Raw genomic sequence first — 12,543 nt, forward strand, 5'->3', positions numbered from 1 at the left:
TACCCTCGCGGAGTTCATCGCCGGGCGTCATGCGCTTTTCCGTACTCGTCGCGCGGAGGAGTCGGTGAGTCCCCACGGGTTCGGTTTCGCGGCGTGGGTTGTTGCAGCCTCGATGAATTCCTCAATGACGGTGAGGGGGAAGACCCGGACTCGGCCGAGGCGAAGTGAGCCGATCTTGGGGCGGGGTCCGGTGGCGAGTGCGGTGAGTTGCGTCTCGGTGAGTTTGAGGTGTGCTGCGGCCTCTGCGAGGGAGAGAACCGGGGTGAGATCGTTCATGCTGCGACCTCGGGGAAGAGAAGGTCTTGCAGTGGCATGTCGAGCGCGATTGCGATTGCGATTATGTTGTGCAGCTCGAGCTTTTCCGGGTTGGTGCGAAGTTTGCGGCGAAGTGTTGGGTAGGCCATTCCGATCTCATCGGATAGCCATGTAAGTTTGCGGTTGTTGGCTTGGAGCCGTTCTCCGATTGTTGTTGCGAGGTGTTCCCCGGCGTCGCGATTGCTCATATGAACAACATAATGCCCCGATCCGGTAACCGCAACTGTGTAAAACCCCCTAAACGGGGCACATAGTTACCCGATCTGTGTATATTAGGGGCGTGGATAATAAATCGCTCGCCAAAGACATGCGCGCCGCCGTGCTCGCTCAGCTCAACGCCGAGATCAAGGCAGCCGGCAAGACCCCCAAGTCACTCGCACAGGAGATGGAATTGAACTACGGTTCGTTCCGTCGCTACCTCAATGGTGAACAGCCACTCCACGCATCCATGCTGTGGGATATACTCGCCCACTTAGAAATCAAAGGCAGCGACTTCACGATTGCAGCGGAAGAGCGTCTCGCCCGAGACTGAGGACCCCCCAGAAGTCCCGTCCGGTGTTCAGACATTCCAGCGCCAGCGCGTAGATTGTTGGATCGTTCGTCAAAGCAATTCCCCCGAATGGTGGTGTGGCCGTCGCCCGCGACCGTAGGGATGTGCGTTGACATTAGCCGAGGTCTTGGGCTTGTGGTTACTACCACAGATATTCGGGTTACTGCGTCTAGAGGTTGAAAGCTACCACGGATAAAGTGCCGTACCTAGCGCGCAAACGAACATGAGCCCGGCCTGTAAGTTTCGCCTTGTGCCGAGAGGAGCGAGAAGACCAGTGGGCGCTACTTCCCGCGCTAGCGCCGGGATACTTCGCGCGGAGGTTGAGGACCAAGGCTTGTCCCAGTCTCAGGTCGGCGTCATGCTCGGACGTTCACAACAGCACGTCTCCAACCTTCTTAGCGGTAATCGTTCCATCACCGTTGATGAGTTGATCGAATTGTGTGATGCGTTGGGGCTGGACTGGCTTGAAGGTGTGATGAGACCTGCGATCGCTACTTGACCAGTTGCGGCATTGCCCCGGCGAGGATGATCCCGATACCGTCTCCGGCAGCGTTCAACCGTTCCTCAGAGATGTGCCCGTACACGTCGAGGGTGGTCTTCACGGACTCGTGTCCGAGCCTGCGCGATACCACGTCGATGCCGTAACCCTCAGCGAGCAGCCAGGACGCGTGGGAGTGTCTGAGGTCGTGTATCCGCGGGAACTTCCCCAGAGGCTTAGAGGCCGGTTTGCGGGCGTCCCAGACACCATTGGTGCGTGGCTGCCACGGTTGTTCCCGTTTGGCTCTGGATTTGTCGAACGCGGGTAGTCCGTTGGCGAGTCTCCGAGCTGGCGACCACACCCATTCCCAGAACTGTTGTTGCCGTAACGGGTTGCCTTGCGCGTTGGTGAACACATACTCGTGATCTTCCGCGATGAGTGGTTCGAGGAGGGAGCAGAGGTCTTCGGGCATGGACACGGTGCGTCTCGAACGGCGGGTTTTCGGAGGGCCGATGTAGGTTCCCTTCTCGCTCGAGTACTTCCAGGCGCGGGACACGCGAACGGTTCGCCGGTCGAGGTCGAAGTCTCCCGCCCGGAGTGCGGACGCTTCACCCCACCGCAGGCCCGTGGTGGCCAGTAGGAGGACGAACGGTTGGTACTTGACCGGAATGTATGCGAGGAGGTTTGTGAACTCGTCAGGGGACAGGAACACCATTTCGAGTTGTTCCGATTCGGGCAGCCGGGATCTGGCGCACGGGTTCTTCGTGATCAGGTCGTCATCGACGGCGGATTGGAACATGGCCGACAGGAACCCGTGCCGGTTTTTGATCGACTTCGCCGCAGCACCGGCCACAGTTTGGGCGTTGATCCATGCGGCGACAGCATCAGCGGTTACAGCGTCGATGGGTAACTGTCCGAGGGTGGGGGAGACGTGCAGGCGCATGTAGGTGCGGTAGTGGTCGAGAGTTTTCCCCTCCACCCCGGATTTGCCGTTGATGTATTTCGCGGCGTAATCGTCCACCGTGGGAGAGGTGTCGAGGGTGGCGATGTTCAGCATGGCGAGGGCGTCTTTGGGGCCGATCGCGCGGAGGATGTTGGCCCACTTCTCGGCCGCTCGGGAGGTATCGAAGGACACACGGCGGGACTTGCCCTCTTCGCGGTATCGGACATCGAACGCGGTAGTGCCGTCAGCTCGTGGGCGGGGGCTAACTGATGCTGAATAGGGAGGCTTGATGGGCATGGGGATTTCTTTAGTTGGTTGAGTGGGAGCGCATGAATTCCACCAGCTTCATCTCGGCCAGTCCATGTTCTCCCTCGCGCAGGTATTCGAGAACCTTTTCGAGGGCCTTACGGTCCGTCTTCGTCATTAGGAGGCCCTTCCTTGACACAACGTGTCACGATGACACACGTCAAGTATCCCACGGTTCCGGGCTTTTGTGTCATGATTCTGTGTCATTGCCCCGTGGGAGAGGCACCCTTGCACTAAAAGCGCTGGTCAACCCCACGTTGTACCGTGCCGGTGGGGGGACTCGAACCCCCACGCCCTTTCGAGCAAAGCATTTTGAGTGCTCCGCGTCTGCCATTCCGCCACACCGGCGCACGATAACGTCTCAAAGAATACCGTAGGCTTTAGCGCGTGACAGACCAGGAAAGCGCTCCTCAGACCCCCCGCCGCGTCGTTGTGGCCGAAGACGAGTCGCTCATTCGCCTCGACATCATCGAAACACTCCGGGACGCCGGATTCGAGGTCGTCGGCGAGGCCGGTGATGGCGAGACCGCCGTCGCTCTCGCGACCGAGCTGCGACCAGACCTCGTGATCATGGACGTGAAGATGCCCCTCCTCGACGGCATCTCCGCCGCCGAAAGGCTCTCCAAGAACCACATCGCACCGGTGGTGCTGCTCACGGCGTTCAGCCAGAAGGAGCTCGTCGAGCGGGCCACAGAGGCCGGCGCCCTGGCCTACGTGGTGAAGCCGTTCACGCCCAGCGACCTGTTGCCGGCGATCGAGATCGCCCTCGCGCGCTACGCGCAGATCATCACCCTCGAGGCCGAGGTGAGCGACCTCGTCGAGCGTTTCGAGACCCGCAAGCTCGTCGACCGCGCCAAGGGCCTGCTCAACGAGAAGATGGGGCTCACCGAGCCGGAGGCGTTCCGCTGGATCCAGAAGGCATCCATGGATCGGCGCCTCACCATGCACGATGTCGCCCAGGCGATCATCGAGCAGCTGTCCGCCAAGAAGTAGCCGCCACAACGCCCCCGTCGGCCGCGCCCGGAACCAGCGTCGGCCCCGGCATTCGGGCGTGCCTGCATCCCGCGTGCCTGCATCCCGCGTGCTTGCATCCCGAGTGCCGAAAACGCAGGAGAATTTGGACCGTCGGGTCCAACATCCCGCGAGTTCCGCTCATCGGTCACGCATCTCCTGCGTTTTCGGGATGAGCGTGACGGGACGGGATGGACGGGACGGGATGAGCGGGGCGTTTCGGGATGAGCGGGGCGTTTCGGGATGGACGGGACGGGATGGACGGGACGGGATGAGCGGGGCGTTTCGGGATGAGCGGGACGGGATGGCGGGACGCTTCAGGACCGGATTGGACCGGACCGGATGCCGGCGACCCGGGGACGGACTTACTGCTCCTTGAGGAAGTTCGTCATCCGCACCGTGGAGAGGCGACGGCCCTGCTCGTCGCGGATCACGATCTCGTGAGTCGCGAGCGTGCGGCCGAGGTTGAGGGCGATGCAGGTGGCCGTGACCGTGCCGCTCGAGACCGACCGGCTGTGGGTGGCGTTGATCTCGATGCCGACCGCGATGCGGCCGGGGCCGGCGTGGATGGCCGACGAGATCGAGCCGAGCGACTCGCCGAGCACGACGTGGGCGCCGCCATGAAGGATTCCGACCACCTGGGTGTTGCCCTCCACCGGCATGGTCGCGACCGAGTGCTCCGCTGACAGCTCGAGGAACTCGATTCCCATCTTGCGGGCGAGATCGCCGCCGCCGCTGGCGATCAGCCGGTCGAAGAGTTCGGGCGCGAGGTGCTCGGGGAGTTTGGTCATGGGCTTCCTAGCGCTGTGACTTCGACGTGTCGGCAGCCACGGTTAGGCTGGCTGCGTGCCGGACAACGAAAAGCCTACCCTCCTCGTTATCGACGGGCATTCGCTCGCCTTTCGGGCGTTCTATGCCCTCCCCGTCGACAGCTTCCAGAACCGTGAGGGGCAACACACCAACGCCATTCACGGGTTCATCGCGATGCTGATCAACCTCCTGGCGAACGAGAAGCCCACCCACCTCGCCGTGGCGTTCGACATCTCCCGCTACTCCTTCCGCACCCGCGAGTACCCCGAATACAAGGGCACGCGTGGAGAGACGCCGCCCGAGTTCGTGGGGCAGATCCCGCTGCTCGAGGAGGCGCTGCATGCCATGGGCATTACCACGGTGACGAAGGAGGACTACGAGGCGGATGACATCCTCGCGACTCTCGCCGCCCAGGGGGCCGCCCAGGGCTACCGGGTGCTCGTCGTCTCGGGCGACCGCGACGCCATCCAGATGGTGAACGACGACGTCACCCTGCTCTACCCGAACGCGCGCGGAGTCTCCGAGCTCAAGCGCTACGACCGGGACGCCGTCTTCGACCGGTACGGCATCGAGCCGCACCAATACCCAGACGTCGCGGCTCTCGTCGGCGAGACGAGCGACAACCTCATCGGCATCGACAAGGTGGGGGAGAAGACCGCCGTCAAGTGGATCACCCTCTACGGCGGCCTCGACGGGGTGCTCGCCCATGCGGACGAGATCAAGGGCGTCGTCGGCGAGAAGCTGCGCGAGCAGAAGGACAACGCCATCCGCAACCGGCGGCTCAACCACCTCCTCACCGACGTGGAACTCCCGGTGGGGCCGGCCGACCTGGCCCGCCGACCCATCGACGAGACCGCGGTTCGCTCGGTCTTCGACCGGCTCCAGTTCCGTACCCTCCTCGAGCGCGTGCTCAAGATCGCTGCCGCCGCCGGCGACACGCTGTCGACGGATGCGTCGCAGGCCATCGCCACGGACGCCGACTTCGGCATCCCGGTGGTGCGCACCCTCGTGGACGAGGAGCTCGGACACTGGCTCGATAAGGTTTCCGGCACGGGGACGGTGCCGCTCGGCCTGCAGCTCGAGTACGGTCCCGAGGGCCTCGCCGGTCTCGGCATCGCGTCGATCGACGACAGCGCGTACGTGCCGTGGGCGCCTGGGCGGCCGGACTACGTCGCCCTCGAGAACTGGCTCGCCGGCCCCGCCCCCAAGTACCTCTACGACTCGAAGCCGTCCATCAAGGCGCTCGAACGGGCCGGGCTGAAGCTCGGCGGCATTGCGTTCGACACCACGATTGGCGCCTGGCTCGCGAAGCCGGGCGGCCATGCTCAGAACCTGGCCGCGCAGGTCTACGACTTCCTCGGCGACCGCCTCGTCGAGGCCGACCCGAACCAGCTCGTTCCCGAGACGGACGCCCAGAGCGTCGCCACGGAGGCCTGGTACATCCTGCGGGTCACCGAATATCTCGCCGAGAGACTGGATGCGGGCTCCCGCGCGGTCCTCGACGAGATGGAGATCCCGCTCATCCCGGTGATCTCGCAGATGGAGCGCACCGGCATCACGGTGAACCGGGAGATCCTCAGCCGGCTGAACCGCGAGCTGGGGGAAAAGGCCGCCGAGCTGGCGAGCCGGGCCTACGCGGAGATCGGGGGCCGCGAGATCAACCTCGGCTCGCCAAAGCAGCTTCAGCAGGTGCTCTTCGAAGACCTCGGCATGCCCAAGACCCGCTCGAACAAGACCGGATACTCCACCGACGCGGCGTCGCTGGCCGACCTGCAGGAGCAGAACCCGCATCCGTTCCTCGGCCTGCTGCTGCAGCACCGGGACGCCACGAAGCTCCGCCAGATCGTGGAGACGCTCGAGAAGGCCATCGAATCGGACAACCGGGTGCACACCCGCTACGACCAGACGGGGACGAGCACCGGGCGCATCTCGTCGACCGACCCGAACCTGCAGAACATCCCGGTGAAGACCGAGGTGGGGCGCGAGATCCGGTCGGCCTTCGAGAGCGGGCCGGATTTCGTGACGTTGCTCACCGCCGACTACTCGCAAATCGAGATGCGGATCATGGCCCACCTCTCCGGTGACCCCGGACTCATCGAGGCCTTCAACACCGGCGAGGACCTGCACCGGTTCGTCGGCGCGCGGATCTTCGGCGTGGCGCCGGAGGACGTCACGTCGGCGATGCGCGGCAAGGTCAAGGCGATGTCGTACGGGCTGGCCTACGGGCTGAGCGCCTTCGGGCTCTCGAAGCAGCTGCGCATCGACAATGCCGAGGCGAAACAACTGATGACCGACTACTTCTCGCGATTCGGAGCGGTGCGCGAGTACCTGCGCAGTGTCGTGGACCAGGCGCGGGAAGACGGCTACACCGAGACGATCTTCGGGCGTCGCCGTCCGTTCGGTGACCTCAAGTCGTCCAACCGGGTGTTGCGGGAGAACGCGGAGCGGCAAGCGCTCAACGCCCCCATCCAGGGTTCGGCCGCCGACATCATGAAGCGCGCGATGCTCGGTGTCGCGCACGACGTTGCGGAGGGCGGCCTCGCCTCGCGCATGCTGCTCCAGGTACACGACGAGCTCGTGTTCGAGGTGGCCGACGGTGAGCTGGAGACGCTCACGGCGATCGTCACCGACCGGATGAGCCACGCCGCGGACCTCAGGGTGCCGCTCGACGTGCAGGTGGGCACCGGCAAGAATTGGGATGCGGCCGCGCACTGAGCGTTGACCACGCCGAGCGTTGACCACACTGAGCGTTGACCGCACTGAGCGTTGATCGCGCCGAGCACATCGACACCGACGGAGCACTAAACATGGCCAGGAAGACCGCACCGGCCCTCGCCGCCCTGCTCGCCGATGGCTCGATTCGGCTCGGGCAGTCGGCGGTGGGCCGGGTTGACGCGATCCGGCAGGTCGGCGCTGCCCTTTGTGACGCTGGGGCGGTCGACGATTCGTACGTCGAGGCGATGCTCGAGAGGGAGCGGTCGGTGTCGACGTACGTCGGGGAGGGCGTCGCGATCCCGCACGCCACCTTCGCCGGCAGCGATGCCGTGCGCCACGATGCGCTCGTAATCGTGCAGTTTCCGGCGGGAGTCGACTGGGACGGCCACGACGTGCGGGTCTGCGTCGGCATCGCCGCGCAGGGCAACGGGCACATTGCCTTGCTCTCGCAGCTAGCCACGGTGCTCCTCGCGCGAGACAATGCAGCAACGCTTCGCGCCGCGACCTCGCACGAGCAGGTGCTCGCACTGCTTCACCCGAAGCATTCGAAGTAGACCGCGAAACACACCGCGCACGCCCGTAAGGAGTCAGAAATGCCACAACGCACCGTCTCGGTCGCATCGAGCATCGGCCTGCACGCGCGACCGGCCGCCCTGTTCAGCCAGGCCGCGGCACAGGCCGGGGTTCCGGTGACCATCACGAACGCGGCCGGCAAGACCGTGAACGCCGCGAGCATTCTCGGCATCCTGTCCCTCGGCGTGGACCACGGCGACCAGGTCACCATCGCCGCGGAGGGGGAGGGTGCGGATGCCGCGGTCGACCTGCTCGCGCAACTTCTGGGCCGCGACCTCGACAAGGAGTAGCCGCCGACTAGCCGCCGGCGCGGCCTCCCGGGCGAAGGCTTCCCCGGCGATTGGCGCCCTGTCATAGGCTCGGGGCATGACCGATTCCACCGAGACCCACGAGGTCCGCACCCCCACTCCGATCGATGCCATCGCCGAAGCGTGGGTCGACACCGAACTCGACCTGTTCCCCGAGTACCGCGTGTACCTCGGCCGGGAGGGCAGGGAGGGCGAGTACGCCGACTATTCGCCGGCCGGTGCCGAACGGGTGATCGCCGAGGTGAAGAAGACCCTCGGGCAGATCGCGGCGTCCACCCCCGTCGACGCGGTCGACGCGGTCACCAAGATGGATCTCTCCCGTGAGCTTCAACTGCAGATCGACAAGCACGAAGCCGGCTTCGACCAGCGCGATCTTAACGTGATCGCCTCCGCACCGCAGAGCCTCCGGGACATCTTCGACCTGATGCCGACGGAGTCCGAGGAGAACTGGTCGCACATGGCCACGCGCATGCGCAACCTCCCGGCGGCGATGAACGGCTACATCGAGACCCTCCGCACGGGCATCGCCGCCGGCAACGTGCCGGCGATCCGCCAGATTCGCGAGGTGGTGGCCCAGGCCGCCAAGCAGGTGGCAGACACCGGCTTCTTCTTCCAGTTGGCGAGCGGCGCGAAGGCGGGGGAGGCCGAGCTGCCCGAGTCGCTGAAGAGCGACCTCGCGTCCGCGGCCAAGGAATCCGCCGGCGCGTACGCGGTGCTCGCCGACTTCCTCCAGAATGAGCTCGCGCCGCACGCGCCAGAGCGGGATGCCGTCGGCCGCGAGATCTACGCGCTCGCCTCGCGCGACTTCCTCGGCGCCGTCGTCGACCTCGACGAGACCTACGAATGGGGCATCGAGGAACTGGCCAGGATGACCGCCGAGCAGGAGGCCATCGCCCGCGAGATCAAGCCCGGTGCGTCGGTGCTCGAGGCGATCGCGTTCCTCGACGAGGACAGCTCGCGCAAGCTCCACGGCACCGACGCGCTGCAGAAGTGGATGCAGGAGACCAGCGACCGTGCGGTCGAGGAGCTCTCCCGGGTTCACTTCGACATCCCCGCCGAGGTGCGCCGGCTCGAATGCCTGATCGCCCCCACCCAGGAGGGAGGCATCTACTACACGCCTCCCACCGACGACTTCTCTCGGGCCGGACGCATGTGGTGGAGCGTGCCGGAGGGCGTCACCGAGTTCGACACCTGGCGCGAGCTCACCACGGTCTATCACGAGGGCGTGCCAGGGCATCACCTCCAGATCGGGCAGGCCGTGTACAACAAGGCGCTGCTCAACACCTGGCGGCGTAACGCCGGCACGTCCGGTCACGCCGAGGGCTGGGCGCTGTACGCCGAACGGCTCATGGAGCAGCTCGGCTACCTCGACGATCCGGCCGACCGGCTGGGCATGCTCGACGGCCAGCGGATGCGCGCCGCGCGTGTGGTGCTCGACATCGGCGTGCATCTCGAGAAGACCCTGCCAGACGGATCGGGCCCCTGGACGGGCGACTACGCCTTCGAGTTCCTCGGAAACAACGTCAACATGAGCCCGCAGTTCGTGCGGTTCGAGGTGAACCGCTACCTCGGCTGGCCGGGCCAGGCCCCGTCATACAAGATCGGGCAGCGGATCTGGGAGCAGCTTCGCGACGAGTCGGCCCGCCGCGAGGGCGCGGACTTCGACATCCGCGCGTTCCACAAGAAGGCGCTCGACATCGGGGGCGTCGGCCTCGACACCCTCAAAGCGGCGCTGTTCCAGTAGTCGTGCCGGCCGCTCCCGGCGACGGGTCGCCGTACCGTGCGGTCGTGGGAGGAGCTCTCGACGAGCTCCACCCGCGGCTGCGAGCCTACTTCGGCGCCATTCCGGTCGGAAGCCTCGGCCGTGGCGACGGCGTCTTCGACGTGGTGGGCACCCCGCGCCGCTGGCTGTGGCCCGCCCTCTGGGTGCTCGGCCGGCAGGGTGTGCTGTTCGCGGTGTGGCAACGCGACGTGCCATTCACCGTGGTCAACCGCCCGATCGTCGACGCCGCCGGCCGCACCGCGGTGGCCGCCGAGCGCACCTTCCACCTCGCCGGCGGCGACCGCACGATGGTCGACGCGATCACCGCGGACGCGGGCAACCTCGTGGACTTCCTCGGCCGGTCCCGGCGCCTGGAGGCCCGGCTCGAGGCGACGGTGTCCGACGGCGCCCTGCAGCTGCGGTCCACGAGCCTGGCGGTGCGAGTCGGACCGTGGCGGATGCGGCTGCCGCGTGCGCTGAGTCCCCGTGTCAACCTCGTCGAACGATTCGACGACGGGTCGGGGCGGCAGCACGTGAGCGTGACCATCGACGCACCGCTGGTCGGTAGGCTCTACGAATACTCCGGGTCGTTCCACTACGAGATCCGGACGGGGGAGGCTGGCTCGTGACGGACCATGTCGTGATCGCCGGGGCATCCGGATTCATCGGGCGCTACCTCGCGGACGCCTTCCGGGCCGAGGGGGCCAGGGTGTCCACCATCGGGCGCTCGGGCGCGGATGCCGAATGGGGAGACACCGCCGCGATCGCGAGGCTCCTCGACGGAGCGGACCTCCTGGTCAACCTCGCCGGCAAGAGCGTGAACTGCCGATACACCCCCGCCAACCGGGCGGAGATCCTTCGCTCGCGAGTCGAGACGACGCGGGAACTGGCCTCGGCCATCCGCTCCTGCGCAGCCCCGCCACCGCTCTGGATCAACTCGTCAACGGCCACCATCTACCGCCACGCCGACGACCGGCCGATGACCGAGTCGACCGGGGAACTCGGAGAAGGCTTCTCGGTGAGCGTCGCGAAGGGGTGGGAGGAGGCGTTCTTCGCCGACGAGCTGCCCGGCACCCGCCGGGTCGCGCTTCGGATGGCGATCGTCCTCGGCGATGGCAGCGCCCTTGTGCCGCTGCGCCGGCTGGCGCGCCTCGGCCTCGGGGGTCCGCAACTGGACGGGCCATGGTTCTCCACGCCGGCGCGACGCGCGGCGGGCACCTACCACGCGTTCCGCGCCCCGCACGGTGGGCAGAGATTCAGCTGGATCCACATCGCCGATGTGCTCGGCATCATCCGGTTCGTGCGCGAGCACGACGACATCGACGGGGTCGTCAACGCGAGCTCGCCGAATCCCACAGACAACGTGGGCTTCATGGCGCGCCTGCGAGACGTGCTCGGTGTGCCGTTCGGCCTGGCCGCGCCGCGGTGGATGCTCGAGATCGGCTCGGCGCTGATCCGCACCGAGACCGAACTCGTGCTGAAGAGCCGGTGGGTCGTGCCGGAACGCCTCGAGGCCGCCGGCTACCGGTTCGCGCATCCCGTTCTCGACCGGGCGCTGCGGGACATCGTCGGCCGATGACACCCCGCCCGCGAGCGGCCACTCAGGCCGGACGGGCCAGACTCGCCGCCGAACACCCTCGCGCCCACTGCCGAGGTGGCGCGAGGCTTGGCGGGGCGGTAGACTAGAACGTCGCAATTCTGCGAAGTTTCATCCACCTGCCTGTCGCGGGACTTACCTCACCAGAAACACCAACACCAACAACACCCAGAGAACCACGCTGCGACCGGCCAAACACATGTCCATCCTGGAGCAACTACTACATGACAATCGTAACGACCGAAAAGGCACCGAAGCAGGTCGCCATCAACGACATCGGATCTGCTGAAGATTTTCTTGCCGCGGTCGAAAAGACTCTCAAGTTTTTCAACGACGGCGACCTCATTGAAGGAACCGTTGTAAAGATCGATCGTGACGAGGTCCTCCTCGACGTCGGTTACAAGACCGAGGGTGTCATCCCCTCCCGCGAACTCTCCATCAAGCACGATGTGGACCCCACCGAGGTCGTCCAGGTCGGCGATGTTGTCGAAGCCCTCGTCCTCCAGAAGGAAGACAAAGAAGGCCGCCTCATCCTCTCCAAGAAGCGCGCTCAGTACGAGCGTGCGTGGGGCGATGTGGAGAAGATCAAGGAAGCGGATGGCGTCGTCACCGGTTCCGTGATCGAGGTCGTCAAGGGTGGCCTCATCGTCGACATCGGACTCCGCGGCTTCCTGCCGGCGTCGCTCATCGAGCTGCGCCGCGTCCGGGACCTCACGCCGTACCTCGGCCAGGAGATCGAGGCGAAGATCCTCGAGCTCGACAAGAACCGCAACAACGTTGTGCTTTCGCGTCGCGCGCTCCTCGAGCAGACCCAGTCCGAAAGCCGCACCACGTTCCTCAACAACCTCGCCAAGGGCCAGGTTCGCAAGGGTGTCGTGTCGTCGATCGTCAACTTCGGTGCGTTTGTCGACCTCGGCGGCGTCGACGGTCTCGTCCACGTCTCGGAGCTCAGCTGGAAGCACATCGAGCACGCCTCAGAGGTTGTCGAGGTTGGCCAGGAGGTCACCGTCGAGATCCTCGAGGTCGACCTCGATCGCGAGCGTGTCTCCCTGTCGCTCAAGGCGACGCAGGAAGACCCGTGGCAGGTCTTCGCCCGCACCCACGCCATCGGCCAGGTTGCACCGGGCAAGGTCACGAAGCTCGTCCCCTTCGGCGCGTTCGTTCGCGTCGCGGAG

The 12,543-nt window shown here is 65.7% G+C and carries 14 protein-coding genes and 1 tRNA gene; 10 read left to right on the forward strand and 5 right to left on the reverse strand.

Going from position 1 to position 12,543, the window contains the following annotated elements; all coding sequences use genetic code 11:
• Nucleotides 1-27 precede the first annotated feature (27 nt).
• A complete protein-coding gene (locus tag VIM54_RS08405; protein WP_331900462.1) occupies nt 28-276 on the reverse strand; it encodes a hypothetical protein in 249 nt (82 codons plus the stop codon).
• Complete coding sequence (locus VIM54_RS08410) at nt 273-503, reverse strand: helix-turn-helix domain-containing protein (protein ID WP_331900464.1); 231 nt, start codon at nt 501-503, stop codon at nt 273-275. Before VIM54_RS08410 ends, VIM54_RS08405 begins: the two co-directional genes overlap by 4 nt.
• A 92-nt stretch (nt 504-595) precedes the next feature.
• Here VIM54_RS08410 and VIM54_RS08415 point away from each other — a divergent pair, with 92 nt between their 5' ends.
• Both VIM54_RS08415 and VIM54_RS15930 read left to right on the forward strand, forming a co-directional pair.
• Complete coding sequence (locus tag VIM54_RS08415; RefSeq protein WP_331900465.1) at nt 596-847, forward strand: hypothetical protein; 252 nt, start codon at nt 596-598, stop codon at nt 845-847.
• Between the two features lie 241 nt (nt 848-1,088).
• A complete protein-coding gene (locus VIM54_RS15930; RefSeq protein WP_414673198.1) occupies nt 1,089-1,364 on the forward strand; it encodes a helix-turn-helix domain-containing protein in 276 nt (91 codons plus the stop codon).
• On the opposite strand, the gene VIM54_RS08420 is transcribed toward VIM54_RS15930, so the two are convergent.
• Both VIM54_RS08420 and VIM54_RS08425 read right to left on the reverse strand, forming a co-directional pair.
• A complete protein-coding gene (locus tag VIM54_RS08420) occupies nt 1,357-2,583 on the reverse strand; it encodes a site-specific integrase (protein ID WP_331900467.1) in 1,227 nt (408 codons plus the stop codon). The genes VIM54_RS15930 and VIM54_RS08420 overlap by 8 nt on opposite strands.
• Nucleotides 2,584-2,857: 274 nt before the next feature.
• Nucleotides 2,858-2,940, reverse strand: a tRNA-Leu gene (locus tag VIM54_RS08425).
• 39 nt (nt 2,941-2,979) lie between these two features.
• Here VIM54_RS08425 and VIM54_RS08430 point away from each other — a divergent pair.
• On the forward strand, nt 2,980-3,585 hold the full coding sequence (locus VIM54_RS08430; protein ID WP_331900468.1) for an ANTAR domain-containing response regulator: 606 nt from the start codon (nt 2,980-2,982) through the stop codon (nt 3,583-3,585).
• A 383-nt stretch (nt 3,586-3,968) separates the two neighbouring features.
• Here the strand turns inward: VIM54_RS08430 and VIM54_RS08435 are convergent, their stop codons facing one another.
• Entirely contained in the window at nt 3,969-4,394 is a 426-nt protein-coding gene (locus VIM54_RS08435; RefSeq protein ID WP_331900470.1) for a hotdog fold thioesterase, read from the reverse strand.
• A gap of 55 nt (nt 4,395-4,449) precedes the next feature.
• On the opposite strand from VIM54_RS08435, the gene polA reads away from it, so the two are divergent.
• The 7 genes from polA to VIM54_RS08470 all read left to right on the forward strand — a co-directional run.
• On the forward strand, nt 4,450-7,128 hold the full coding sequence (gene polA, locus VIM54_RS08440; protein WP_331900471.1) for a DNA polymerase I: 2,679 nt from the start codon (nt 4,450-4,452) through the stop codon (nt 7,126-7,128).
• Between the two features lie 35 nt (nt 7,129-7,163).
• Entirely contained in the window at nt 7,164-7,682 is a 519-nt protein-coding gene (locus VIM54_RS08445) for a PTS sugar transporter subunit IIA (protein ID WP_331900473.1), read from the forward strand.
• A 39-nt stretch (nt 7,683-7,721) separates the two neighbouring features.
• Nucleotides 7,722-7,991 carry an HPr family phosphocarrier protein gene (locus VIM54_RS08450; RefSeq protein WP_331900475.1) on the forward strand — a complete coding sequence of 90 codons (270 nt, stop codon included), beginning with the start codon at nt 7,722-7,724 and terminating at the stop codon, nt 7,989-7,991.
• A 76-nt stretch (nt 7,992-8,067) separates the two neighbouring features.
• On the forward strand, nt 8,068-9,753 hold the full coding sequence (locus VIM54_RS08455) for a DUF885 domain-containing protein (protein ID WP_331900477.1): 1,686 nt from the start codon (nt 8,068-8,070) through the stop codon (nt 9,751-9,753).
• Nucleotides 9,754-9,797: 44 nt separating this feature from the next.
• A complete protein-coding gene (locus VIM54_RS08460; protein WP_331900478.1) occupies nt 9,798-10,400 on the forward strand; it encodes a DUF4166 domain-containing protein in 603 nt (200 codons plus the stop codon).
• Nucleotides 10,397-11,350: an epimerase gene (locus VIM54_RS08465; RefSeq protein ID WP_331900480.1), complete on the forward strand. Its 954-nt coding sequence runs from the start codon at nt 10,397-10,399 to the stop codon at nt 11,348-11,350. The genes VIM54_RS08460 and VIM54_RS08465 overlap by 4 nt, the downstream gene beginning before the upstream one ends.
• A gap of 242 nt (nt 11,351-11,592) precedes the next feature.
• On the forward strand, nt 11,593-12,543 hold a 951-nt coding region (locus tag VIM54_RS08470; protein WP_331900481.1), incomplete at its 3' end, for a S1 RNA-binding domain-containing protein.

The sequence above is a fragment of the Lacisediminihabitans sp. genome (genome assembly GCF_036569425.1).
Taxonomy (GTDB): Bacteria; Actinomycetota; Actinomycetes; order Actinomycetales; family Microbacteriaceae; genus Lacisediminihabitans.